At 59.6% G+C, this 24568-nt stretch carries 21 protein-coding genes and 1 CRISPR repeat array; of the genes, 5 read left to right on the top strand and 16 right to left on the bottom strand.

The window, feature by feature from the left end; translation table 11 throughout:
- Position 1: 1 nt before the first annotated feature.
- The 3 genes from HPY64_08100 to HPY64_08110 form a co-directional block, all read right to left on the bottom strand.
- Positions 2-874, bottom strand: a complete 873-nt coding sequence (locus tag HPY64_08100) for a sugar ABC transporter permease (GenBank protein NPV67091.1) — start codon at positions 872-874, stop codon at positions 2-4.
- Positions 875-946: 72 nt separating this feature from the next.
- Positions 947-2299: an extracellular solute-binding protein gene (locus HPY64_08105; GenBank protein ID NPV67092.1), complete on the bottom strand. Its 1353-nt coding sequence runs from the start codon at positions 2297-2299 to the stop codon at positions 947-949.
- Positions 2300-2448: 149 nt separating this feature from the next.
- Complete coding sequence (locus HPY64_08110; GenBank protein ID NPV67093.1) at positions 2449-3471, bottom strand: LacI family DNA-binding transcriptional regulator; 1023 nt, start codon at positions 3469-3471, stop codon at positions 2449-2451.
- Positions 3472-3632: 161 nt separating this feature from the next.
- Between HPY64_08110 and HPY64_08115 the strand changes: the two genes are divergently transcribed.
- Positions 3633-4877: an FAD-dependent oxidoreductase gene (locus HPY64_08115; protein ID NPV67094.1), complete on the top strand. Its 1245-nt coding sequence runs from the start codon at positions 3633-3635 to the stop codon at positions 4875-4877.
- Positions 4878-4927: 50 nt separating this feature from the next.
- Here HPY64_08115 and HPY64_08120 read toward each other — a convergent pair whose 3' ends face one another.
- On the bottom strand, positions 4928-5860 hold the full coding sequence (locus tag HPY64_08120; GenBank protein NPV67095.1) for a nucleoside hydrolase: 933 nt from the start codon (positions 5858-5860) through the stop codon (positions 4928-4930).
- A gap of 147 nt (positions 5861-6007) precedes the next feature.
- The gene (locus HPY64_08125; protein ID NPV67096.1) at positions 6008-7813 is read right to left on the bottom strand and encodes a beta-galactosidase; all 1806 of its coding nucleotides are present in this window, start codon (positions 7811-7813) and stop codon (positions 6008-6010) included.
- Between the two features lie 384 nt (positions 7814-8197).
- On the opposite strand from HPY64_08125, the gene HPY64_08130 reads away from it, so the two are divergent.
- The 4 genes from HPY64_08130 to HPY64_08145 all read left to right on the top strand — a co-directional run bounded on the left by HPY64_08130 (position 8198) and on the right by HPY64_08145 (position 12501).
- Positions 8198-9139, top strand: coding sequence for an ArsR family transcriptional regulator (locus tag HPY64_08130; protein ID NPV67097.1), 942 nt, complete (start codon positions 8198-8200; stop codon positions 9137-9139).
- A 76-nt stretch (positions 9140-9215) separates the two neighbouring features.
- The gene (locus tag HPY64_08135; protein NPV67098.1) at positions 9216-10568 is read left to right on the top strand and encodes an extracellular solute-binding protein; all 1353 of its coding nucleotides are present in this window, start codon (positions 9216-9218) and stop codon (positions 10566-10568) included.
- Between the two features lie 123 nt (positions 10569-10691).
- Positions 10692-11621, top strand: a complete 930-nt coding sequence (locus HPY64_08140) for a sugar ABC transporter permease (protein NPV67099.1) — start codon at positions 10692-10694, stop codon at positions 11619-11621.
- A 13-nt stretch (positions 11622-11634) separates the two neighbouring features.
- Positions 11635-12501, top strand: coding sequence for a carbohydrate ABC transporter permease (locus HPY64_08145; GenBank protein ID NPV67100.1), 867 nt, complete (start codon positions 11635-11637; stop codon positions 12499-12501).
- Positions 12502-12624: 123 nt separating this feature from the next.
- Here the strand turns inward: HPY64_08145 and HPY64_08150 are convergent, their stop codons facing one another.
- From HPY64_08150 to HPY64_08200, 11 genes are all read right to left on the bottom strand, one after another.
- Positions 12625-13005 (bottom strand): hypothetical protein, encoded by a 381-nt coding sequence (locus tag HPY64_08150; GenBank protein NPV67101.1) that lies wholly within the window; start codon positions 13003-13005, stop codon positions 12625-12627.
- 3 nt (positions 13006-13008) lie between these two features.
- A complete protein-coding gene (locus tag HPY64_08155; GenBank protein ID NPV67102.1) occupies positions 13009-14193 on the bottom strand; it encodes a putative CRISPR-associated protein in 1185 nt (394 codons plus the stop codon).
- 33 nt (positions 14194-14226) lie between these two features.
- The gene (locus HPY64_08160) at positions 14227-15042 is read right to left on the bottom strand and encodes a hypothetical protein (GenBank protein NPV67103.1); all 816 of its coding nucleotides are present in this window, start codon (positions 15040-15042) and stop codon (positions 14227-14229) included.
- Positions 15043-15450: 408 nt separating this feature from the next.
- Positions 15451-15741, bottom strand: a complete 291-nt coding sequence (locus HPY64_08165) for a zinc ribbon domain-containing protein (GenBank protein NPV67104.1) — start codon at positions 15739-15741, stop codon at positions 15451-15453.
- A gap of 357 nt (positions 15742-16098) precedes the next feature.
- Positions 16099-16779: a hypothetical protein gene (locus HPY64_08170; GenBank protein ID NPV67105.1), complete on the bottom strand. Its 681-nt coding sequence runs from the start codon at positions 16777-16779 to the stop codon at positions 16099-16101.
- Positions 16780-16797: 18 nt separating this feature from the next.
- Positions 16798-17022 (bottom strand): hypothetical protein, encoded by a 225-nt coding sequence (locus HPY64_08175; protein ID NPV67106.1) that lies wholly within the window; start codon positions 17020-17022, stop codon positions 16798-16800.
- 25 nt (positions 17023-17047) lie between these two features.
- Positions 17048-17452, bottom strand: a complete 405-nt coding sequence (locus HPY64_08180; GenBank protein ID NPV67107.1) for a hypothetical protein — start codon at positions 17450-17452, stop codon at positions 17048-17050.
- A 339-nt stretch (positions 17453-17791) separates the two neighbouring features.
- Positions 17792-18082 (bottom strand): zinc ribbon domain-containing protein, encoded by a 291-nt coding sequence (locus tag HPY64_08185; GenBank protein NPV67108.1) that lies wholly within the window; start codon positions 18080-18082, stop codon positions 17792-17794.
- A 379-nt stretch (positions 18083-18461) separates the two neighbouring features.
- Positions 18462-21411: a CRISPR direct-repeat array (repeat unit 38 nt; unit sequence GTTTCAGTGCCCCGAAGGGCAATTGAAGGACGTACGTC).
- Positions 21412-21740: 329 nt separating this feature from the next.
- Positions 21741-22700: an ROK family protein gene (locus tag HPY64_08190; GenBank protein NPV67109.1), complete on the bottom strand. Its 960-nt coding sequence runs from the start codon at positions 22698-22700 to the stop codon at positions 21741-21743.
- 24 nt (positions 22701-22724) lie between these two features.
- Entirely contained in the window at positions 22725-23765 is a 1041-nt protein-coding gene (locus HPY64_08195) for an SIS domain-containing protein (protein ID NPV67110.1), read from the bottom strand.
- 35 nt (positions 23766-23800) lie between these two features.
- Positions 23801-24565 (bottom strand): DeoR/GlpR transcriptional regulator, encoded by a 765-nt coding sequence (locus HPY64_08200; protein ID NPV67111.1) that lies wholly within the window; start codon positions 24563-24565, stop codon positions 23801-23803.
- Positions 24566-24568 lie beyond the last annotated feature (3 nt).

Below are 24568 nucleotides of genomic sequence, written 5' to 3' on the forward strand. Positions count from 1 at the left end.
GTTACGCTCCTTCGTAATACACCCAGCGGTTACTTGTCCGGAGCTGAATCACGGTCAGGATCATGATGATGACGAACAGCAGCCAGGCCATAGCCGAGGCATACCCCATGCGCAGAAACTCGAATGCCTGGCGAAACAGGTAGATGTTGTAGAACAGGCCCGCAGAAGCTGCCGCGCCAGAGTTCATGTTGCCGAAGTACATGGTATAGACTTCGGTGAAGATCTGCAGGGAAGCAATGGTGTTGACTACCAGCGTGAAGAAGATCGTGCCGCTGATCATGGGGGCGGTGATATGGCGGAACTGCTGCCAGCCGTTCGCGCCGTCGATACGGGCGGCTTCATACAGCTCAGGCGGTACATTGCGCAGCGCGGCCAGGTACAGGATCACCGTGCTGCCAACGCTCCACAGGCTCATCAGGACGATGCCCGGCTTGATCCAGTTCGGATCGGTTGTCCAGCCCGGCCCGACGATGCCTAGCAGCGCCAGACTGCGATTGATCAGGCCGATGCGCGGGTTGAGGATCCACAGCCACAGCGCCCCGACGGCTACCGCTGGCGTGATCGATGGCAGGTAAAACGCCGTGCGGAAGAAACCAGCGGCTTTGCCCACGCGGTTTAGCAGCAGGGCCAGCCCCAGGGCGACCATCATCACCAGCGGGACATGCAGCACGGTGTAGAAGATCGAGTTGCCCAGGCTCAATCCCAGCCGGGGATCGGTCAGCAACCGCTGGAAGTTTTGCAGGCCGACAAACTTGGGCGGGTTGAGTACATCATATTCGGTGAAAGCCAACCCCAGGCTGGCGATCATCGGCCCGGCAGTGAAAACCAGAAAACCGATGAACCAGGGCGAGATGAATGCCAGCCCGGCCAGCATCTCGTTGCGTTGGAGGGGGGTGGTCCGCCTCTTCGGGCGGACCACCACTGCTGTTTGCTGCGTCATTGGGCTTTACTGCTGGCTCCATGCCTCGTCCAGCGCGGCCTGAGCCTCTTCCTGCGCCTGGGCCAGCGCTTCTTCCGCCGATTGTTCACCGTTCAGGACACGGTTGACGGCATCCTGCCAGGCCTGCTTGAACTCAGCGGCAGCGGGATTGGCGGGGATGGCGTAGGCGCTGTCCTGGACGGACAGGATGACTTCCACGCCGGTCTTGAAGGTTTCGTTGGTGAGCGCGGGCAGGACGATCTCGGAGAAAATCACCTCGTCGGCGGCGCGGTTAGCGGTGTAGACGCCGGTGTTGATCGTACCAGCTTCGGCGCGCAGTTCAGCGCGAGCGGTGGCCGCGGCGACCCAGGTGTCGACCGAGGTCATGGTCTTCATCCAGGCGCAGGCTGCCTCAGGGTTGGCGGAGCCGCGCGGAATAGCCCAGGTATTGCCGGTGGCGTAGGTCAGCGGGTTGCCCTCGCGGCCGGTGAAGGCCTTGAAGGTGATGTCCGCATCCGGTGAGACATTAGCCAGGACGTTCATGTACCACTGTTCCATCGGGAAGACGCCGAGCTGGTCGGACACCATCTGGTTCTGGGCGCCAAAGAAGTCCCAGGTGTCGCGGAAGGCCATGAAGGCCTGGCGGCCGCCAGCTGGTTCATGCAGGCCGACGGTGAATTGCAGGGCTTCCAGCACACGCGGGTCATTCAGTTGAGCCGTGCGGCCGTCTTCCGAGAGCAGGGAAACACCATTAGCCATCGCCCATAGCGGCAGGAACTCAGGCAGCTTGGGGTCAAAGCCGATGCGGGTCAGCGTGCCATCCTCAATGCGGGTCAGGGCCTGATTGATCTCCGCGACCTTGTCCCAATCGGAGACATCAACATCATCCGGTGTCAAGCCAGAATCCGCCAGCGCCTTGTTGTTGATGAAGAGCATGATGCTGTTGAAGAACTCCGGGATGCCGTAGACTTCGCCGTTAACGGTGACCTGAGCAACCGCCGCCTGGCGGTACTGGCTCATGTCAATGCCCATGCTATCGATGCAGTCGGTCAGCGGGACAATCGCGCCACGGACAGCGTAAGAACTAAGGACATCACGGCCCATGTAGACCACATCCGGGGCGTTGCCGCTGGCGATAGCCGTCAGGAACTGCTGTTCATCCAGGGCACCTTCGGTGATGTTCACCGTCACATCAGGATAAGCTGCCTTGAACTGATCGACGCGCACAGTGGCGATCTCATCGGGCAGGCTGAAGCCCATCACATTCAGTGTGCCGGTGACTTCGCCCTGCGCCTGGGAAGTCCGCTGAATCGGGAATGCCACAGCGACCAGGATGATCGCCAGTACGGCCAGAACGGTTCTTGATTTGGAGCCGAACATTGAGAAGGCCTCCTTATTTGGGAGAAGAACGCTTTGTTACGCCTCTTGGCGGAATGCTACCGCGCAAAACGCTCACGACAACGGTTGGAAAGTGACCCTGTGCTGACTGCTGAGGCTAGCCTCCTTTCTTACTTGCTCGCCTGGGAAAGCTATTCGACCCGGCGTGTTGTGCCGCGTTCGACAAGGTGAAGCTGGATGCGAATCTGCTGGGGAGGGCGCGATGGTTCGGCCAGCCGGGCTAGCAGTAGTTCGACGGCCAGTTCGCCTGACCTGACCAGGGACTGATCGACCGTTGTCAGGTCGACATGTTCGGCGATGTCGATGCCGTCAAACCCGATCACGGAGATGTCGCGGGGGGTGTGGACGCCCAGTTCCCGCGCCCGGTGAATCACCCGGATCGCCAGGTCGTCCGCCGGGGCAAAGATCGCAGTGGGCGGTTCCGGCAATTCGAATAGCTCGCAAAGCTTCTCCTTAATGCCGACCCGCGAGACAGGCAGATACTTGATGTACGCATCAGGCAATGACAGCCCATGCTCCGCCAGCACTTCCCGGAAGCCTGCCAGGCGGTCCACTTCCGGGTGGATGGCGTATTCCGGGTGCTGTCCGAAGTAGACATAAGCGCAGCGGCGGTGACCCAGGCTGACCAGGTGCTGGGCCGCCAGCCGACCGCCGATCCGATCCTGCACCACGATCGAGCTGAACCTGGGATGAATCTGCTCAACCAGCACTGTTTGAATCTGGCTGCTCAGCAGGCGCTGGGCAGCATCTTCCGAAAGGGGCAGGGATAGCAGGATCAACCCGTCCACATTGCCCGTGATCGGCAGGGTGGAGAGATAACCCTGCAGACGGGCCATGGAGTCGACCGTATAGATGACCAGCTCATAGCGTGAATTAGCCAGGGCAGAGGCGATTCCACGCAGGCGGTCGACGAACGACGGAGAGGTGAAGAACGGTGTGATCACGCCGATCCGCCCGGTACTCTGCATAGCGCGTGCTCTGGCTTCTGCTTTGGGGACAAACCCCAGCGCATCGATGGCCCTCATCACTTTCTGGCGGGTGCCTTCGCTCACCCGTTCCGGCGAGTTCAGCACCCGCGAGACAGTGGCGATACTCACGCCAGCCTGGCGGGCGACATCATAAATTGTGGCAGGATTGCCTTTTTTGTCGGGCATAGCAACAAACGCCAGTGTTGCCTTTGTAAGTGCTTTCGTGTAAGCTCTTACAGTAATTCTATGATGACATTTGGGCGCGTGTCAAGTAGTTTGGGTGAGTTTTTCCGGGGTAAGTTTCACAGGCTTATCCCGGTGGTGCTGGCCCAGGCACGGGGGAGACGATGGTGTTCTTCGATCGCACTATGGACGTTGACGTTGTCGTGGCGGGCGGGGGGACGGCCGGCTGCGCCGCTGCCGTCGCCGCTGCACGGCGCGGGCATCGCGTCCTGCTGGTGGAGGAAAGTAACAGTCTGGGGGGTGTCTCTACCACTGGCGGGGTTAACGAGTGGTTTGCCTCCCTGGATGGGCTGGGGGATATCTTTGCCAGGGTGATCCGCGAACTGGACGCTTTTGGGGCACGCTTTGGACGCTTTTATAACCCGGAATATCTCAAGATCATCTGGCAACTGATGGTTGAGGAGGCTGGCGTCGAGGTGCTGTTTCACGCCAGTGTGATTGACGCCATGGCCGGGGATGGGCGGGTACACCGTGTCCGGCTGGTGTCGTGCAGCCGGGCGATTGAGGTCACGGCGCGCTATTTCATCGATGCGACTGGCGAGGGCGATCTGGCCGCCCTGGCCGGGGCGCAGTTCATGCTGGGCGACCCGGCCAGGGGGCATACGCTGCATATGAGCCTGACCTGCCTGCTCCATGATACCGGCCAGCCGGTGATGCCTTACCTGCCGCCCGGTTTGCCCCCCATTGACCGGGTCGAGGATCTGCCTGGTCTGCGAACGTACCACCGGCTGCCGGATGGGCGGGTGTATTGCAACATGACCAAGGTGATGGCTTACGATCCTACCGATCCTTTTGACCTGAGTGCCGCCGAGCGTGAAGCGCGTCGCCAGCTCATCCGGACCGTGCACTATCTGCAGCGTTTTCACTACCCCACGTACATGCTCTGCGCGTCTGGGGCCAGGATCGGCATCCGCGAAGGGCGGCGGATTGTCGGCGATTATGTGCTCACTGAGGCCGATATTACCGGCGCAGGGCCTTGCGATCAGGCTGATGGCGTGGCGGTGGCCACCTGCCAGATCGATTTCCACAGCCTGACTCAGGCGGGCGACGCCGGACGACGGCAGCGCGTCGAGCCGTACGCGATCCCGTTGCGTTGCCTGGTCGCCAGGGGATTCGCCAACCTGTTGATGGCGGGCAAATGTGCCAGTGGCGATCAGGTGGCCCAGAGCAGCTTCCGGATGACGCCGACCTGCTGCGCTATGGGGCAGGCGGCAGGGACAGCGGTAGCCCTGGCGCTGGAGGACGCTGCGGACGACATCCGGGCGGTGGACATCGTGCGCCTGCGCGGGGAACTGACAGCGGCAGGCATGGAGCTTGACCCGACCAGGCACCAGGCGTTTGCACCCTAAGCTTCTGCGAGCCTGGCCGGATGATGTTGCAGCGCAGCGCTAGCCCCCGATCACGTTCTGCTGGCCGCGCGGCGCAGTCTGGTGAACAGATCGCGGTAGATCGGATCGCGGTGGATGTAGCTAACGTAGCGGATGAAGTGCCGCGTCGGATCGTGTGACCATGTCTGTTGATCGGTTGGCAGCGGGCTGGGAACCAGGTGCGATTCCAGCCATGTGGGGTTGACCAGATAGGCCACTGCGGCGATATCCCACAGGACTTTTGACCAGCCGAAATGATCGCTTTCGTACGCAGCGAAGATATCCGCCAGGTATTCGCCGATGGCTCCCTGGCCGCGGACATATTGCTCGATCTCGGCGACAGTTGTCAGCAGGTGGGAAGTCACCCCCAGGCAGGGGAGTTGCACCAGCGGCACGCCGCTATTGAAGACCAGGCGGGCGGCATGGACATCCTGAGCGAGATTGAACTCGCGGGTGTGTGGCCAGTGCAAGGCGTGCCCGCCCAGCCACACCACCACGATCCGGTCGATGATCTCCGGGGCGATCAGGAGCGCCGAGGCGACATTGGTGATCGCGCCGATGGCTATGACAAACAGCGGGTCGTCGGGCGCGCTCCGCTGTGCCCGCGCTATAAGGTCCAGAGCTGCTGCGCTGGGAAACGGTGTCAGCGAGCTATCAAGGAAGCCCGGTGATCCCTTGTAAACAAAACCCTCAGCAGATCTGCCCAGTTTGCTCAGCAGACGGAGGATCTCCCGGTAGCTCTTTTCCATGCCGTCAGTGGGGCCAGTTGACCGGTCGTTGTGGAATGGCGCGGCGTAGATCGCCTCGAGGGCGATCCGCTCCGGGGAGAGCAGGGCATAAACCAGAGCAAACTGGTCATCGATCTCGTTGAAAGTATCGGTATCCAGCACGGCCCGCACCCGGCCTGCGGGTGGTTCCAGGCGGGCCAGCCGGTGGGACATACTGAGTGTGGGAAACCGGGGCATAGGGTTCATCCACGATATTCCTGGTTCTCCGGGGCAGCAGTCACAGGGGGCGAAACGCTTACAGGTTCTGGTGGTCGGGAAGGCTCCCGGCGCGCATCACCTGAGGCGAACGATCCGGGAGCCTTGCCGATGCCTGGATGGCGTTGATCAGGGCGCGTCTGCTACCGGTGGGATGATACGCTGATTGACTTCCCTCAGCCAGTCCGCGTCCATTTTGATCACCGCGCGGTCATAGGTCATGATGCCATTGACCTCGATTTCCACGTCGGTAGTCTGGGTGTAGATGGCCGCCGCCAGGCCGCGCTCCTGAAGCTCGGCCAGGCGGGTCAGCAGGCTGCTGTAGGCTTCCTGCAGAGCCGCGCTATTCTCAAAGGCACGGTATCCCCAGGCGCCATATTCCTGCCAGAGATGCCCCGCGACGGGCAACCCCAGGCCGCCGAATTCGCCCAGTACTGCGGCCCGATCGGCGGAAAGGGGCGGCATATCCGGCCCGGGATAGCTGTGAATGTCATAGACATCGCCGACGCCGAAGTCGTTCCAGCCACTGGCGCTGTTGACCAGCCGGGTCGGATCAGCGTTCTCAAGCCATTCGGTCAGGCGCACGGTGTCGTACTGTCCCCAGCCCTCGTTGAACAGCACCCACATGACGATCGACGGGTGGTTGTAGTGCGTCTCCACCAGCCGGGCGAGTTCCGCTTCGAACTGCTGGGCAGAAACTGGCAGACGGGTGATCTCACCGTTGTTGGGCAGGACGAAGGCGTCGCCGCTGGGCATATCCTGCCAGACCAGCACACCCAGCTTATCCGCCCAGTAGTACCAGCGTTCAGGCTCAACCTTGACATGCTTGCGGATGGTGTTGAAGCCAAGCTGGCGGGTGATCTCGATGTCATAGCGCAGGGCTTCATCGGTGGGGGCGGTATAGAGGCCGTCCGGCCAGAAGCCCTGATCCAGCAGGCCAAAGTGGAACAGAGGCGCGTTATTCAGGTACAGGCGTACTACACCCCTATCGTCCGTGCCCAGCGCGATCTTGCGCATGCCGAAATAGCTGGTGACCCGATCCACAACCTGCCCATTTTCCAGTAGGGTGACTTCCAGATCGTAGAGGTGCGGCGATTCCGGCGACCAGAGTCGGGGATTAGGGATGGTCAGTTCAAGGGTGTTGTCTGCCGTGCCCTTAGCCTCAGCAACAACGGCATCTCCGTCGCGGGCGATGGCTTCGATCGCCAGTGTCCCGGTGGCGCCGGAAAGCGTTGTCTGTAAGGCCAGCACACCCTGGTCAATATCGGGCGTCATCTTCAGGCTGGCAATGTACATAGCCGGAACGGGTTCCAGCCAGACCGTTTGCCAGATGCCGGTGGTGGGCGTGTACCAGATGCCCTGAGGGCGGGCGACCTGCTTGCCACGCGGTTGCAGGCCGATGTCGGTGGGGTCCCAGACGGCAACCAGAATCTCCTGGGGGCCTTCTGGCCTGAGGGCATCGGTGATATCAAACGTGAACGAGTCGTAGCCGCCCTGGTGTGTACCGACCTCAACGCCATTGACCCAGACTACCGTCTCCCAGTCCACCGCGCCAAAGTGTAGCAGGACACGCTGCCCGGCCCAGGTGGCGGGCACATCGAAGGTGCGCCGATACCACAGCCGGTCGTTGACGCTCAATGTCATCCCAACGCCAGATAGCGCCGATTCCACGGGGAAAGGCACCAGAATCTGACCGCGGAATTCCTGCGGCGGTTCGGCGATACGGGCAGTCAGAGCATAATCCCACAGGCCGTTCAGGTTCAGCCAGGCTTCCCGCACGAGTTGCGGCCGGGGGTATTCGGGGTGAACGTTGTCCGGGGAAACATCCCGTGCCCAGCGGGAGGTCAATCCGTCACCCTGGGCCTGAGCAGGCATCAGGGCGGAAAGTCCCGCCAGGGCGGTCAGACAGGTGAGGACAGTGGCGAGGCGTTTCATCATGCTCAAGCTCCTTCTAGCCGCCAGCGCAGGGCGGCAGGTTAAGCGATGGGGGGGTATTGTGTAGGATGCCTAACAAGCAGGATCCGGGCTGTTAACAGTAATTTTGCCAATTTGCCCAATATTGAATGAAGCAACCCAACCCGTTGCGAAGCGCTTGACAAATTCACGGATTGGCCATACTTTGAAGTTGTAAAATATGTTTTCCTGTTTCAGTTGTAGCAATTGCCGGCTATTTTACCACTACTTTGTCGAACTTCCTCAAAATGAAGCAGGATTAATTGTTTCAGTGGTAAGCACTGGTGTAGAAGCGTTTCGTGTAAGCAGGGATAGCACGGAAAGAACACCGTGACCGCCAGGAAACACCTCAAGTCCATCGGCAGTGTGCATGTTGTACAACTGGATCAGGATGCTACCAGTGGCGCTTTGCTCTTCAAGGCTTTAGGTTCCGAACCCCGGCTGCAGATCCTGCGTCTTCTGGCCAATTGTAACCGCAGTGTCAACGAGATCGCTGAGGCGCTGGATATGCCTACCTCAACTGTTGCGATGCACATTAATGTGCTGGAACGGGCTGGCTTGATCCAGACCGAATTGACCCCGGTCAGCCGGGGGGTGCAGAAGGTATGTTACCGCATTTGTGATCAACTTGTGGTGACCCTGCCCAAGGCCAGAGAGCACACGCAGGACACGATCGAACTTGAGATGCCTATTGGCGCCTATAGCGATTGTCAGGTACAGCACCCGTGCGGCCTGGCCAGCGAATCCGGCGTGATCGGTCAGTTCGATGATCCGTCCAGCTTCTATGATCCGGACCACATCTATGCTCAGTTGCTCTGGTTCAAACAGGGCTACGTGGAGTATCGCTTTCCCAATCGACCGCCGAAAGGCGCAGTGCTTGAGTTCCTGCAGATCAGTCTGGAGCTGTGTTCAGAGGCGCCGCTGTATAACGACAACTGGCCTTCTGATATCACCATGTGGATTAATGGTGTGGAGATCGGCACGTGGACCAGTCCCGGTGATTTTGGCGGATTGCGGGGCAATTTGACTCCGGCCTGGTGGGAGGACTGGAGCACGCAGTATGGCATTCTGAAGGTGTGGAAAGTCACCGACCATGGGACGTATGTAGATGGCATCCAGGTTTCCGATGTGACGCTCAAGCACCTGAATCTTGGGCAGAACAGTTTCGTTTCCATGCGGTTGGGCATCAAGAACGATGCGCTGAATGTTGGTGGTATGAACCTGTTTGGCAGGAAGTTTGGCAATTACCCGCAGGATATCCTGATACAGTTCACCTACGCGACCAACACGGGAAATGAAAGGAGGTGAAAACTGGCGGTTCAGCTGGATGATTGTTTTTGCTCAGGTCAGTGATCCCATAGAAAGAAAGCTGGAGGTAGAAGAGATGAGGAGAAGTTCTGTTCCCCTGACGTTTGCGGCGGTAAGCGTGCTGCTCCTGATGGTCGCCATGATGATCTTCATGTCGGCCCCCGCCTTGGCTCAGGAAAATCCTACCCCGACCCCCATCGTTGCTGAGGCCGGTACCGGCGCCATCCAGCTCCGTTACTGGAACGGCCTGACCGGTAGCGACGGCGTCACGATGAACGAAATGGTCGCCAAGTTCGCGGAGGAGAATCCGGAAGTTTCCATCCGCGTAGAAAGCATGGTCTGGGCCACCTACTTTGACAAACTGCTGACCTCCCTGGTGGCCGGCGATCCGCCAGAGCTGTTCCTGCTGCACCATCAGGAGATTCCGCAGTTTGCCCGTCTGGGTGTGCTGGGCGCGACGGATGACATGTTTGACTATGCTGGTGGCCCGCTGCCCGCTGCTGACTTCGCCGAGCCAATCTTCAGCGCCACAGTGTATAACGGCGTGCGCTATGGTGTCGTGATCGACAACCATGGCTGGGGCCTGTGGGTCAACAATGACCTGTTTGAGGCTGCCGGCCTGGATCCCTCTGTACGCCCGGCCAATGCCGAGGAATACATCCGGTATGCCACTTTGCTGACGCTGGACGCCAACGGCAAGCACCCCAACGAGGAAGGCTTTGACCCCGAAAATGTCGTGCAGTGGGGCGCCTGCATTAGCTGGCTTAAGCCGACATTCCTCTCGACGCTCTGGCAGTTTGGCGGTGATATTGTCAGCGAAGACGGCAAGACAGCCACCATTAACAGTGAAGCGGGCCACAAGGCGTTGCAGTTCCTATATGACCTGATCTATGTCCACCATGTGGCGCCCGCGCCTGCTGGTTTTGACTCCTGGCAGACCTTTGCTGCGAATAAACTGGCCATGATCCCTGAGGGGACGTGGTTCCGCAACTTTGTGACCCTGGACAACCCGGATCTCAACTGGACGGCCCATGGCCTGCCACAGTGGGGCGATGTCCGCCCGGCGACCTGGGTTAGCTCGCATGTGCTGTACTGGCCAGCCAGCCTGACCGGCGAGAAGCTGGAGTGGGCGCGCAAGCTGGCGATCTACCTGTCAGAGCAAGGCCTCTACTGGGCGACCTCCGGCCAGGTGCCTGGTCGTCTGTCCCAGCGTGCGGAGCTTGATCCGGAAGTCTTCCCCTCCAACATCGCCATTGGCCGTGCTTTCGAGGAATACGGTGTTCCTGAGCTGGCCAGCCCCTATAGCACCGAACTGGTGGCGGCCTTCGAGCCGGAGATCGATGCTGCGCTGAACAACCTGAAGACGATCGATCAGGCGCTCGACGACGCCAATAACCGTATCCAGGCCATCCTGGACCGCGGCGGCTAGCCAATCAGGCGTGAATCCTGTGGAGGAGCTTGCCTGGCAGGCTCCTCCACTTTTGCCCGAAACCCTGCAAAAGTTACAATCGAATTACGCTGGCGGCGCCAACAGGTTAAGGAGGATTCTGTCATGCAGAAGGTGGCCACAGGTCCAACGCTACAGGGTCGGATCGGGCGGTTTCAGTTCACGTTGCGCAGGCAAGAAGCCGTCACGGGTTTACTGTTCATTCTGCCGTTTGTGGTTTTCTTTGTAGTCTTTCGTGTCTGGCCGGCCATCCAGGCGATCCTGATGAGCTTCCGGCAATGGGAAATCCTGATGCCGGAACATCCCTATATTGGTCTCAACAACTTCCGGGAGCTGATGAACGATGACCTGTGGTGGCTCTCGCTCAGGAATACGAGTCTGTTTGCCGTCCTGACGGTTATCGGCAATACCGTCATCTCGCTGGCGGCGGCGCTGGTGGTGATCCAGCCGATCCGGTTCCAGACGCTTTACCGGGTTGTGTTCTACGCGCCGGTATTGCTATCGGTTTCCAGCGTCTGCGTGATCTGGAACTGGATTTTGAATAATCAATTTGGGGTATTGAACTATTTCTTATCCAAGTTTGGAATTGCGCCGGTGCCCTGGACGGCGGATCCGAACATCGTGATTCCGTCGCTGAGTCTGGTGACCATCTGGTGGGGCTTTGGCTTCCCCATGCTGGTGTTTATGGCCGGGCTGCAGGCCATCCCGGAGCATCTCTATGAAGCGGCCAAGATCGATGGCGCTAACGCCTGGCAGCGTTTCCGTTTTGTGACGTTGCCGTTGCTCCGCCCGACGATTCTGTTTGTGACGGTGACCCAGTTCATCGCACATTTGCAGGTGTTCGGCCAGTCCTTCATCATCACCGGCGGTGGCCCTGGGCGCAGCTCATACACCGTGATCATGCACCTGTACTACACCGCCTGGCGTTTCTATCGCATGGGCTATGGCGCTGCGATGGCGGTAGCACTGGGGATCATCATGATTATCCTGACCCTGATTCAGTTCCGCTTCTTTGGTCGGCGGGAAGAAGAATAGCAGGAGAACGGCCATGGCTGCTACTTACAGTGATATTCACTACAAAAGAATCCAGCTGCTAAAGAAGACGCTGGTTCAGATTGTGCTGCTGTTCATCGCGTTTGTCGTGTTCTTCCCGATCATGTGGATGATCTCGCAGTCGTTGACGCCCAACAGCGAGGTCTGGGACTGGCCGCCACAATTCATCCCCCAGAATCCAACGCTGGAAAATTACCAGACTCTCTTCACACGGCAGGACCTTGCTATCGGCCACTGGTTCATGAACAGCCTCTTTGTTAGTACGATCACCACGATCCTGACTCTATTCATCACCAGCCTGGCCGCCTATTCCTTTGCCCGGTTGCGTTTTCCGGGGCGCGATGTCATCTTCTTCATCCTGCTCTCCGCGTTGGTGATCCCGGCGCAGGTAACGCTGATCCCCATCTTCCTGTTGATGCGTGATTTGAAGTGGCTGGATACCTACCATGCCCTGATCTGGCCGGCGATGGCTAATGTTTTCGCGGTATTCATGCTGCGCCAGTTCTTCCTGGGCATCCCGCGCGAACTGGAAGAAGCCGCCATTCTTGATGGTGCTACCCGCTTTGGCATCTACTGGCGTATCATCCTGCCGATGTCTTCCTCGGCTCTGACTGCCCTGGCGATCTTTGTCTTCTTGGGGAGCTGGAATGACCTGTTCTGGCCGCTGATTGTGTTGAACCGGCTGGAAATGCGCACGCTACCGGTCGGGTTGACTGTGCTTTCCAGTGCTTATTACACCCGTGAGCAGTCACTGGTGCAGGCCGGAGCGGTGATTGCCAGTGTGCCGGTGCTCATCTTCTATGCCTTCTTCCAGCGCCAGATTCTCAAGGGGATCACCTTCACTGGCATGGCCGGGATATAACCCTGAATCGGGAACTATAAGGACTGGCTTGTTGCCAGGGATATCCGACGGCCAACGGAAGCGCCGCGCAAAAAGACGCCCGGAGCGATCCGCCCCGGGCGTCTGCACGTGGACGGCTGATGATCACCGGCGGGCGCGCGCCGCCTGGCGGACCTGTTCCAGGTTGACGATTTCGGCAACCTCATACTCGGTTACCAGGGCGTTCGGCACGGGCCGCAGGCGCACAATGGCCGGAAAGTGACCCATGCGCCCGTGCAATTCCGCTAGCAGGATCGCCGCGATATAGTTAAGCGAGGGCAGGATAAGCATCCATGGCTCGCCCTGCCAGCGCTCCGGAGCGATATTGAGATCGTCCAGGAGCCTGATAACCTGGGCGACGAAGGACTCTTCGAGATCGAACTGGACACGCGCCTCGATGATGGCGCTGGCCGGTTGCCCGACCAGCGCCTCGATTTGTTCGATCTGTCGCGCCGTTAGAGGGTGTGAGAGGTTGAGGAGGTTCATGGGTTAGCTTAGATCACCTTCCCAGATCATTACAGGGCCGTAGTCTGCACGACGCAATCCCCTCGATGCTAAACGTTCGTAGGAGTCATCACTGTGACGTGCAATTTCGGCAATAAGGATGGAGCCGTCATCTTCCTCAAAGTAGAAGATACGCTCATCGCTGGCTGGTTTTGCGATCTTCACCTTGCCGCCGAGCGTTGCATGTTCCTGCAAGCTACGCCACTCCGGATCACGCATGCGGTTGAGAAGTTTCCGCCATATATCTCTTTGAGTGCTATCAAGAGCGCGAATAGCATCCTGGGCTTGTTTCGACAGATAGAGCTTGGATTTTTGTTTGTCACGAAAATGCTCGATAACGATGTGCCCTAGACCACTGGGTTCGTAGTAGGTCTCGCCGTTGTCATCAATAAAGTCAAAGAGTGACCACAGCGGATGAGTCGCAACGGGTTGGTCTTCGTTGCCCAGTGCTTTTCGGAGCTCAGCTTCGGTGAGGGGTGTCTCGGGATTGCTACACTTCACGAGCGCCTCATATGCTGCTTCCATCTGTTCGAAATCAAGGCGGAGGGGCACAGGAGCAAGCCGGATCATTTCAGACGAGGACTCATAGATATAGCTGAGTTCTACATTCTCAAGCATCCCGATAAGTGTAAGATACGGCACGACGCCTTTGAAGCCACCGGTGGGGTTGATGATCCGTTGATAGGTTCCCGCGGGTGCTCTACGAAGAATGCTGAAGACTTTGCTAATCAGGTTATTGAGACCCTTACGGCGGAACCTGTCACCATTTTCAACCTGCAAACCTTCAATAATCTCGACTTGCGTTTCTCGTTGAAAGTATTCCTTGCAAAAATCAGCCAGGATGCGAGCAGCTAACACGCCGTCGGGAGTTTCAGAAGCAAGGAAGTGGAGACAATCGTTTCGATTCGGTGGCTGATCCTGGAGTGTGGGGACAAGGTGATTTAGCTCCGCACTGGCCCTTCTGAGCAAAGCTACGTCATTCGCTTTGGCGCGGAGGCTGGCCATCACAATGCTGTACCACTGCTCACCCGGGAAATTGAGCTTATTACCGGCAATTGCCTTCAGGTCAACATCCCGTTGCCGCCCAAACTCTCGCAAGAAGTCGCGGGCCTGCGTATCCGAGTTGGTGATAACGGTTTGACCAACTGTTGAAATGATGCAGTAAGGCATTTCGTACCCTCCAGATGCTGACCAGTCGTTTTCTCACACCCGCCCGGTCAGGATGTCCAGCAGGACCTGGCGCTTGCGAGTTGCCGTCTCTGCTTCCTCGCAGAGATCGAACATCTTCTGGTAGATAGCACGCATCTGATTCTCCACCGTGCGCCGATCTTTGCCCAGTATCTGGGCCAGCTGGCCATCGCTGGCGTACGGATGTAGCTCGAACAACTCGGCCAGTTGCCGTTCGCTGGGGGTCAGGCGGCTCAGCAGCACCTGGCGAGGATCACGACGGCGAGCGATCAGTTCCAGCGGCCTGTCCAGCACAGCGATCTCCGCCGCATTCAGGCGCGGCGGCAGCACCGGCAGGTCGACCAGCGTCACCTGATCACGTAGCCCCGGCGGGATGTGGAACCCGCCAGAGCGCAGCATCTCCTCCGGCGAGAGCACCGTCCACACCCGATCGCGGGGGCCAAAGATCAGCGCCGCAGCCAGTGTGGCGTAGACGCTCATCGCCTTACGCCCGCCAGCAACCAGCAGATGGATGGTATACCCCTCGGCCCGATAGTTGCGCAGGGTGATCAGCACATCCTGAAAGTAGGCGTTGGCCGTGTCCTGGCTGGTGATGTCCAGTAGCGGGCCGCCATCCGCGCCATGGATTTCGTGCCAGTCCACAGCCAGAGCGGGGTAATCGGCGGTGAAGACAGCCGCCAGTCGTTCCCGTGCCTCGGCAATGCCGGATAGATGCGGTTCAGTGTGCAGGATGACCACCCTGGCGAAGTGGTAGCGGTCCTTGAGCAAATCCAGCGCGACGGTGATCGCCTCCGGGCGCTGGCCAAGCGTGGCGACGAACAGATCGGGCATGGGTTCCCTACCTCCTGATCGGCGAAGTGTTTCCAGCATAGCACAGGCTGCTGGCGGGCGCATGAGTAGTTGTACTCATCTGGCCAATCATGATCGTCATGATTCATGTCGTCGAGGATTTCTCGCAATCAGCAGATGTCCCAGGGTACCCATGCCTGGCGCGGATCGCCCCGATTGTCATCCCAGATGAAGCGCTTCCAGATCGGCCAGATTTTATTGCCCGGCCAGACGCTGAAGATGATGGTGCCCAGCATCAGCACCCTTATACCGATGCGAAACCCCGAAGTATGTTTTTCAGGGTGGGGGGGCGGTTGCTGCCCCCCCCACACACCTGTTGGAGCCAGCGGCAGGGTCTGGAGCCTTACCCCGGAGCGATGGTTTGCCAACCGACCCTGACGACAGCCATCCCTACCCCTTGGAAATATCCCTGCCGCAGTGCTTACAGACCTTCGCTTCCGCCTTAACCAGTTCCGCGCAGTAGGGGCAATGTCTTGTTTGACCGACGACAACCCCGCGTCTTTCCAGTTCCTCCTCATTCCTGCCCGAGATCAGGGCGATCAGCAGGCCGATGGGGCCGAGCAGGACGCCGAGCAGACAACCCGTCGCAAAAGGGTTGCCCTTGCTCTGGTTGATGTAGCCGGCAATCAGCCCGAACAGCAGCCAGACGACTATTGCTCCCCCGTCGATGCCTGATTCCATACTTGCCTCCTTCAGTGGCAGTTCCGTTACAGTGCAGCCATGACCGATGCGCGGGCCGACTGAAAGAAGCGTTCATGCTGAACCTGTCCCTTCCTTCACTCCAGCCACGATTCTGTCATGGACTGGTGCCCCGACGAGTAAGCGCAGGCTCCACCGGCGCTCCTCGCCTTGCTGTGGGCAAAGTAGCCTCAGCATACCAGGAACGACCCGTGCATTCATGAGTGGGCGTACTCATAATGTGCCGGATCGTTGTGGCGATCAGTGGCGGAGGTCGTCCTGGCAGGGTACATGGAAGGGGTGGGGGCAAGGTATGTTGCAGAAGGACGCACGTCTTATAACGCCTGTCCTTGTGCAGTGTCAAATTTTCCTGCTTCCCTTGTGATTCTTTATCCATCCCCGGAGCCAGAAGAGATACCTTATGAAGCTCACGTCAATGGCAATGATCCACAGGTAGATGACATCGATGATGAGCGCGCGAGAGAAATCCCGCGTCTCAGGGTAGAAAAACGTCAATATGAACGCTATCGCACAGACCGGAGTGACGAAAGTGAGGAACGTGGCATTGGCATAATCAATAACCGCCCCAAACCGGCTTTCGCCTTCTTCGCTGATAAGGCCCCTCACCAGAAGTCTGAGCCACCCGTCACCGCTGTTAGACCACTCCAGAAGCCGCTCCCTCACAATATTCTTCTCCATGGTATTCCCTCCTTTCGCGTAGTCAGCCAGAAATCCCTCGTAAGCCCGCGCCCAGGATTTCCACTGCGCTTCCAGCGAATAATGCTCTCTGGCCACCTTTTCGGCTACCGCCCCGTAAAAACGCAACCGTTTGCGCTTGCGAACCAGGTCTTCCAGCGCCCTGATCCACTCCTCCGGATCGTCCTTGACGAAGATGAGTGGCAGATCGCTCAGGTAATCCGGCAGGAAACCGGAAACTTCAAAGCGAACGTAAGGATATTTCTCGGCCAGATAGTGCAGGGCGGGAGAAACTATCCGCCAGTCCCTTTCGTGTGTTGACGAGCCGCTGATACCGATGGTCACCCTCTTTCCAGTTCCTCCTCATTCCTGCCCGAGATCAGGGCGATCAGCAGGCCGATGGACAATCAGCCCGAACAGCAGCCAGATAATGATGGTTGGTTCGCAGACCGGCTGAGCCGCGCGCCAGTCGCCGCTCGATGCCCCGGGCTGGGTCCGCGTCACGGCGATGATCCGGGGCTTCACCAGGCGGGGGGGGGGCGACATCAGTGCCCCGAAGGGCAATTGAAGGACCGCACGTCGTAGCATTGCTCCTTCCTGGTTATGATGGCGGTTAGAGGGGCGGCAGAAGGTTATCATCATCGCCGTCGCCAAAGAAACCGTGTTCTGTCAGTTCGTTCAGCAGGTATTCGGTGTAAACGTGCTTCAGATAGCCGTTGTCAGTGCTGCTGTACCGGCGCTGATCGTCGCTACTGTCGCTGAAGTTGGGGCGGTGGTATTCAAAGGGCTTGGGGGTAGGGCGCGGCTCTGGATTGTAATACCATCCCGGCAGTTCTTCCGGCGAGGGGCTGTCCGATGAAGGTTTCTGCGAACGGTAGTAGCGGTATTCCAGCCAGTCGCGGATGTGTTTGCCCAGACCCGTATACCTGTAGACAACCCAACCCAAGAAGGCAAAAAAGGCCAGGAAGAGGGGCAGATCGACGCAGTAAAGCTCAAGGTTGCGTATATCGGTTATCATCGTTCACCTCCGTGTAGTCTGTCAGAACCGTTCTGAAAAATGGGGCAGGGGGGCGGAAATCTCTGTCATCCCTGCCCCTTTTAGGGAGCCTGTTTAGAACAGGCTCAGTTGCACCGGCACTCCCGTCCACAGCGGTTCCGGCTTCCGGGCGAAAACGGGTTCCGGTTCTTCGGCAAAGACGGGTTCTGGTTCGGGTACAACATCCTCGGTGGCCCGGTCTTCCTCGCCATCCCGGTCGGGCAGGTCGGCGTCCCGGGTGTCCTCGGTTTCGGCTCCGGCAGGGTCTGGACCCTTACCCCGGAGCGATAGTTTGCCAGCCGACCCTGACGACAGCCATCCCTACCCCTTGGAAATATCCTTGCCGCAGTGCTTACAGACCTTTGCTTCCGCCTTAACCAGTTCCGCGCAGTAGGGGCAATGTCTTGTTTGGCCGACGACAACCCCGCGTCTTTCCAGTTCCTCCTCATTCCTGCCCGAGATCAGGGCGATCAGCAGGCCGATGGGGCCGAGCAGGACGCCGAGCAGACAACCCATCGCAAAAGGGTTGCCCTTGTTGTGGTTGATGTAGCCGGCAATCAGCCCGAACAGCAACCAGATGATGATGGTAAGAGGATTAAAAACTGAATCCATGTTTATCACCTTCCGTCGACCGTGCAATTTTTGACTGGTTCGCCGACCGGCTGAGCCGCGCGCCAGTCGCCGCTCAATGCCCCGGGCTGGGGCCGCGTCACGGCGATGATCCGGGGCTTCACCAGGCGGGGGTGAACGCCAGGAAAGGGTGGAGGCGCCTGTGTGATCAGGAGTGCCGTTCGAGGTAGGTATCCCACACTGCCCGCCAAACACTGTAAACGAACACCGGAATAGCGATACCGCCGCCGATAGCCGCCCCAAGATGCAGGTGCGGGAACAGGATGATCGCAATCGCTGCGGCAGCGGAGAAGTACCCTCAGCTTAGCACTGGCTTTGGGGAGAGGCATGAGTAGGTGTACTCAATTCCGGGGGGGGGACGACATCAGTGCCCCGAAGGGCAATTGAAGGACGTACGTCCCGCTGCGCCGAGCGGCGGGAAACGCACTCACCCCTTCAGTTTCAGTGCCCCGAAGGGCAATTGAAGGACGTACGTCTATCTAGCCGACCAGATAGTCAAAGAGATAATGGGCTAGTTTCAGTGCCCCGAAGGGCAATTGAAGGACGTACGTCCGCGCAGAGTTTGAGGAAGTTGAACATTTGGCAAGGTTTCAGTGCCCCGAAGGGCAATTGAAGGACGTACGTCGCAGGAGAGAAAGAAATGTCTGTCAGCTTTCTGCTGTGGTTTCAGTGCCCCGAAGGGCAATTGAAGGACGTACGTCATGGAGATCATGCCGTATCGTTCAACGTCTCTGGAGTTTCAGTGCCCCGAAGGGCAATTGAAGGACGTACGTCTTTTGGGTCAGGCTCGGCGCGGTCGGACTGGCGGCTGGGTTTCAGTGCCCCGAAGGGCAATTGAAGGACGTACGTCTCACCATCTCAGGTAGCTCGCTGGTGAGCGCCACCGGGTTTCAGTGCCCCGAAGGGCAATTGAAGGACGTACGTCCTGCCATCTTTCACCCCCCTGCCTTACAGCTACAGCGGTTTCAGTGCCCCGAAGGGCAATTGAAGGACGTACGTCAATGTCAAGCAACAGCTGGCTGATGTAGTGTTTCAGGCGTTTCAGTGCCCCGAAGGGCAATTGAAGGACGTACGTCCGGTATCTACGATCAGGCCGGTTTTGTGGCGGCGGTGTTTCAGTGCCCCGAAGGGCAATTGAAGGACGTACGTCCACCAGCGCGGGGCGGACTGGTGAAATACCTGAAAAGTTTCAGTGCCCCGAAGGGCAATTGAAGGACGTACGTCGTGGCGGCACTGGGCGGGAGCGCAGTTGCCGTAGGGTTTCAGTGCCCCGAAGGGCAATTGAAGGACGTACGTCAACGGCAGGGCGAGGAGCTGGCTACGGTGTTTCTGAGGTTTCAGTGCCCCGAAGGGCAATTGAAGGACGTACGTCACGAGCTACGGCAAGATGCTGATGGCGCTCTATGGGGGTTTCAGTGCCCCGAAGGGCAATTGAAGGACGTACGTCGGGCTGATCAGCCGCCTGGCTAAAGAGGGTTGGGACAGTTTCAGTGCCCCGAAGGGCAATTGAAGGACGTACGTCTCAATGGTCTGAGTACGGGGCATCCGGAACAATTTGAGTTTCAGTGCCCCGAAGGGCAATTGAAGGACGTACGTCATAAGCGAATCTACAGCCATTGTACTGCTCCTTCGGGTTTCAGTGCCCCGAAGGGCAATTGAAGGACGTACGTCCTGAGTAACTCGGTCGCCAGTGTACCGCGCAGATCGTGGTTTCAGTGCCCCGAAGGGCAATTGAAGGACGTACGTCGGGGGTACGACAAGTCTTTGCAGGCGCTATTGGCCGTTTCAGTGCCCCGAAGGGCAATTGAAGGACGTACGTCCGCTCCCGCCCGAACGATACGCGCTCCTGTGGCCAGTTTCAGTGCCCCGAAGGGCAATTGAAGGACGTACGTCTCTGGGCTTGGAGTATCAGGTTATTCCCGGCCCCCGGTTTCAGTGCCCCGAAGGGCAATTGAAGGACGTACGTCCGCATCATCATCGTACTGTGCACCATGATGTTCCTGTTTCAGTGCCCCGAAGGGCAATTGAAGGACGTACGTCAAGAACCGGGCTGAGGCTGAAAGCGCCCTGCAGCGGTTTCAGTGCCCCGAAGGGCAATTGAAGGACGTACGTCTCTTATGTCCGGTAGAACTAGAGGGTGGCAGTTGACCTAGTTTCAGTGCCCCGAAGGGCAATTGAAGGACGTACGTCTAGCCACACATCGCGCCGCTCTCCCGGCCAGTTCGAGTTTCAGTGCCCCGAAGGGCAATTGAAGGACGTACGTCGGCTGTATTATCCGGGCGACCGGAATGCTAATAAGGTTTCAGTGCCCCGAAGGGCAATTGAAGGACGTACGTCTGTAGTGATGAATTAGGAAACTGGGAATTTGCAAGTAGTTTCAGTGCCCCGAAGGGCAATTGAAGGACGTACGTCCAAAAAAGCGACCGCGTCTTGGCGCGGCCTCGAAAATAGTTTCAGTGCCCCGAAGGGCAATTGAAGGACGTACGTCCTGGCCGGTCTGCGCAGGGCAGAAGCCGCCGCCCTGGTTTCAGTGCCCCGAAGGGCAATTGAAGGACGTACGTCTCAGGCCGAGATCTTCGCCGGGGAGTGGTGGGTTTCAGGTTTCAGTGCCCCGAAGGGCAATTGAAGGACGTACGTCCCGCCCTTTACGGCCAGGAAGCCCTGGACGCGCTCACGTTTCAGTGCCCCGAAGGGCAATTGAAGGACGTACGTCCTTCACGATCGATAGCCACCAGCCGGATGCAAAGGCGTTTCAGTGCCCCGAAGGGCAATTGAAGGACGTACGTCGTGCATTTTATTATCCTTGTCATCCTTTTCCCCTTCAGTTTCAGTGCCCCGAAGGGCAATTGAAGGACGTACGTCTCGGAGTGCTTCCAGCACTCCAGCCTTGATTTCGTGACGTTTCAGTGCCCCGAAGGGCAATTGAAGGACGTACGTCTCTGAAAAGGGGACGTCGTTCTCAGCGGAGATGTGGAGTTTCAGTGCCCCGAAGGGCAATTGAAGGACGTACGTCAGTGCTGAGCGCAATGCCCGGACAAAACTTGTGCCGGTTTCAGTGCCCCGAAGGGCAATTGAAGGACGTACGTCTGCTCTCGGAGCGACCAGTAACGTGCCCTGTTGTGCCGTTTCAGTGCCCCGAAGGGCAATTGAAGGACGTACGTCCATGCTCACCGCATAGCACCAGGCACCAGTCGCCCGGGTTTCAGTGCCCCGAAGGGCAATTGAAGGACGTACGTCAGCGGGAAGTGTCGCCCATCGTCTGTAATCAGGTAGGTTTCAGTGCCCCGAAGGGCAATTGAAGGACGTACGTCCCGCCGCGCCGCTGGCCGCCCACAGGTCAAAAATGACCTGCAGGACACGTTGCGGGGCTTCTACGGCCCTTCTACGCGGTCGGCTTTTGGCGCTGACAGTTAGCATTATAGCATACCTTTCTATTTTTGCGAGGATCGGATTCTGCTGAAAAACGGGGGGGATCCTCGCAGACTAATAGCCTCATTTGTCCAGGTGTTGCCCGGAATTCCGGGCTTTGCGACGGGGTGAAGCTGGACAACAGGCGGACAATCTGACGGTGCTGCACTTCACCCCCCGAAAATGGCGACCGATCCTCGCAAGAGGCAGGTGGCCAGAGGAGGCCGGGAGGTCAGGGGGCGCTGAGGCCCAGCAGGGCAATGACCGCACCCAGCAGACCGGTCTCGTTGCCCTGCTCGCCAAGCACGATCTCCACTTCCCGGAAGTGCCCGCGTGTATTGGCGGCAATATCCCGGAAGAACGGGCCGACCAGCGCCTCAAAGCTCTCCTGGCAGGCGGCCAGCAGCACCGGCCCGGCGGCGGCGGTCCCGCCGGTCAGGGCGATGCGGTGGGGGTAGAAGATCACGCTGAGCGAGGCTAGCGTCTGCCCCAGGTACGCGCCGATCTGCCGGATGATCCCGCTGGCGATGGGGTCATTGCCTTCCCGCGCCGCGGCGATGACATTGTAGGCGGGCACGTCACGGCCATATCGTTCGCGGGCCAGCCGTTCGATTCCCCGTACGCCGCACAGACCTTCCGCCGAGCCACGGATGCCGTTGTGATCGACCGGCCCCTGCGGGTCGAGGATGATCAGGCCAGTGTTGCCGGAATTGCCGCCGTCGATGATCAGGGGCTTGCCTTTGACGATAACCCCGGCCCCCAGGCCGGTGCCGATGGCCAGGCACATGAAGCGCTCCACTCCCCGGCCAGTGCCGAAGTAGTACTCCCCAAGGGAGTGGGCGGTGAGGTCGTTGTACACGTCGACGGGCAGCCGGTAGTGGCGCTCCAGCGTACCGCGCATGTCGAAGTTGCGCAGGGCGGGGGTGTTGCCGGCGATGATCGGGCCACGGCGGTCGTCGTCCAGCTCGCCGTGCATGGAGACGCCGAGGCCAGCTACCGGCCCTTTCGCCGCGGCCAGCAGCTCATCGATCTGTGCCAGCAGGCGGGTGACGAAAGGCAGCGGGTCGGTTCCCTGCGCCTCGGTCGGGATGCGCCGGAAGGCCGAGATGTTCCCCGCGCTGTCTACCAGCCCCAGCTTGGTATGGGTGCCGCCGATGTCAATGCCGATGGCGACGGTGTGGGAAGCACTCATGGGCATCGCTCCTGAAGGGTAACCTCACGCGCGCTGGCCGGGCAGGTCGGGGTTCAGGCCGCGGGCCATGGATTGGCGGCAGATGATCTGCTGGAGCAGCGGCAGGTAGAGGATGGCCCGCGCTTCGAGGGGCAGGCCGGTCTCCAGGCTGATCGGGAAGAGGCGTTCACCGGCGGCGGGCAGGCCGTCCTGCCGGTCACTGATCCACAGACAGGTTGCGCCCCGCTGGTGGGCATCGTCCATCGCCCGGCGTTCTTCCGGCAACAGGTCGTCTGTCAGCAGCCCGACCACCAGCGTGCGCTCCGTGACGATGTACTTTGGCCCGTGCAGGTATTCCAGGGTGTGGAAGGCCAGGGCGGGCAACAGGGTGGTCTCCAGGGCTTTGAGCGCGGCTTCGCAGGCCAGGCCGTACAGCGGGCCAGACCCCAGGAACAGGAAACGCTCCAGGCGCAGGTCGGCGCCCAGGTCGGCGACCAGGGGCGCATAACGGGCAGCCAGGCGTTCCAGGTGAGCGGGCAGCGCGGCCAGCGGTTCGAGCGCGTCCTGACCGGCAAAGAGCAGCGCCAGCGCCTGCAGGACGAGGGTCATGCTGCTGAAGGAGCGCGTCTGGGCGCGGCTGACTTCCCGCGCGGTGTCGATGGCCAGCACAAAGTCGGCTTCCTGGGCCAGGACGCTTTCGCTGGTGCAGGTCACGGCCAGCGTCATTCCCCGGCCACAGGCGCGGAACAGGCGGGCGGCTTCGATGGTCTCGCGGGTCTTGCCCTCGCGAGAGACAGTGATCAGCAGGGTGGGACGCTGCGGCGAAAATTCGCGGCGGGGAAAGAGCATCAACTCCGAGGCGGACAGCGCCCGGCAGGGGAGACCGGTGATCTGCTGGATCAGCGCCGCGCCGACCAGGGCGGCGTAACAGGTGGAGCCGCAGCCGGTGAGGATGAGCTGCTCAAAGCGGTGCTGCGCCCACATGGCCCGGATTTCCGGGCTGCGCCGGGCGATCACATCCAGCGCGTCGCGCCAGATGGCCGGCTGGCTGAGGATTTCGGTCAGGGTGTGGGTGGTTGCCGTCATACTGCCTCCTGAAGGCGGGCTGCCCGGCGGGTGGATCAGGCTTCAATGACTTCGATGCCCATCTGACGGATCTGGGCCAGCAGGGCGGGGTCGGCTTCCCGGTTGGTGACCAGGCGGGTGATGCGGTCGATCGGGGCGACGTAGGCGGAGGCCGTCTTGCCCAGCTTGGTGTGATCGACGACGAGGATGTTTTCCGGGGCGACCTGCAGGATGGCCCGGTCGGTCATGATTTCCGGGAGGTAGTCGTTGGTCAGTCCGGCTTCTGGGCTGACGGCGCGCATGCCGATGATGACCTTGTCGATGCGCACTTCGCGAAGGGCCTGCTCGGTGATATGGCCGACCATCGACAGCTCCGAGGCGCGTAGCATCCCGCCCAGCACCACCACGGTGATCCCCTCGGCGGTGGCCAGTTCGGTGGCCACGCTGATCGAGTTGGTGACCACGGTAAGGTTTTTGCGATCGGCCAGTTGCCGGGCGACGTAGGTAGCGGTGGAGCCGGAGCTGAGGAAGATGGTGTCACCGGGAGCGACGAGTCTGGCGGCTGCCCTGGCGATGCGGATCTTGAGGTCGCGGTTTTCCTGCATGCGCTGGATCACCGGCGGTTCCGGGGGCGTTTCGATGGGGTAGACAGCCCCGCCATGAGCGCGGCGGACCAGACCCTGGCGGGCCAGTTCATTGAGATCACGGCGGATGGTGATCTCGCTGACCCCGAAGATGCTGCTCAGTTCAGGGACGGTCACTTTGCCCTGCTCGCGGAGCGCCTCCAGCGTCAATCGCAGTCGTTCCTCTTTGAGCAACATAGC

The sequence above is a fragment of the Anaerolineae bacterium genome (genome assembly GCA_013178165.1).
In the GTDB taxonomy this organism is placed as follows: domain Bacteria; phylum Chloroflexota; class Anaerolineae; order Aggregatilineales; family Ch27; genus Ch27.

Bases quoted from the DNA above. Each gene is read 5' to 3' on its own strand.
- HPY64_08180 (NPV67107.1), bottom strand. From the start codon at position 17,452: ATGATAACCGATATACGCAACCTTGAGCTTTACTGCGTCGATCTGCCC.
- HPY64_08110 (NPV67093.1), bottom strand. From the start codon at position 3,471: ATGCCCGACAAAAAAGGCAATCCTGCCACAATTTATGATGTCGCCCGC.
- HPY64_08190 (NPV67109.1), bottom strand. From the start codon at position 22,700: ATGAGTGCTTCCCACACCGTCGCCATCGGCATTGACATCGGCGGCACC.
- HPY64_08105 (NPV67092.1), bottom strand. From the start codon at position 2,299: ATGTTCGGCTCCAAATCAAGAACCGTTCTGGCCGTACTGGCGATCATC.
- HPY64_08115 (NPV67094.1), top strand. From the start codon at position 3,633: ATGGTGTTCTTCGATCGCACTATGGACGTTGACGTTGTCGTGGCGGGC.
- HPY64_08175 (NPV67106.1), bottom strand. From the start codon at position 17,022: ATGCTACGACGTGCGGTCCTTCAATTGCCCTTCGGGGCACTGATGTCG.
- HPY64_08185 (NPV67108.1), bottom strand. From the start codon at position 18,082: ATGGATTCAGTTTTTAATCCTCTTACCATCATCATCTGGTTGCTGTTC.
- HPY64_08155 (NPV67102.1), bottom strand. From the start codon at position 14,193: ATGCCTTACTGCATCATTTCAACAGTTGGTCAAACCGTTATCACCAAC.
- HPY64_08145 (NPV67100.1), top strand. From the start codon at position 11,635: ATGGCTGCTACTTACAGTGATATTCACTACAAAAGAATCCAGCTGCTA.
- HPY64_08150 (NPV67101.1), bottom strand. From the start codon at position 13,005: ATGAACCTCCTCAACCTCTCACACCCTCTAACGGCGCGACAGATCGAA.
- HPY64_08195 (NPV67110.1), bottom strand. From the start codon at position 23,765: ATGACGGCAACCACCCACACCCTGACCGAAATCCTCAGCCAGCCGGCC.
- HPY64_08160 (NPV67103.1), bottom strand. From the start codon at position 15,042: ATGCCCGATCTGTTCGTCGCCACGCTTGGCCAGCGCCCGGAGGCGATC.
- HPY64_08200 (NPV67111.1), bottom strand. From the start codon at position 24,565: ATGTTGCTCAAAGAGGAACGACTGCGATTGACGCTGGAGGCGCTCCGC.
- HPY64_08125 (NPV67096.1), bottom strand. From the start codon at position 7,813: ATGAAACGCCTCGCCACTGTCCTCACCTGTCTGACCGCCCTGGCGGGA.
- HPY64_08135 (NPV67098.1), top strand. From the start codon at position 9,216: ATGAGGAGAAGTTCTGTTCCCCTGACGTTTGCGGCGGTAAGCGTGCTG.
- HPY64_08140 (NPV67099.1), top strand. From the start codon at position 10,692: ATGCAGAAGGTGGCCACAGGTCCAACGCTACAGGGTCGGATCGGGCGG.
- HPY64_08100 (NPV67091.1), bottom strand. From the start codon at position 874: ATGCTGGCCGGGCTGGCATTCATCTCGCCCTGGTTCATCGGTTTTCTG.
- HPY64_08120 (NPV67095.1), bottom strand. From the start codon at position 5,860: ATGCCCCGGTTTCCCACACTCAGTATGTCCCACCGGCTGGCCCGCCTG.
- HPY64_08165 (NPV67104.1), bottom strand. From the start codon at position 15,741: ATGGAATCAGGCATCGACGGGGGAGCAATAGTCGTCTGGCTGCTGTTC.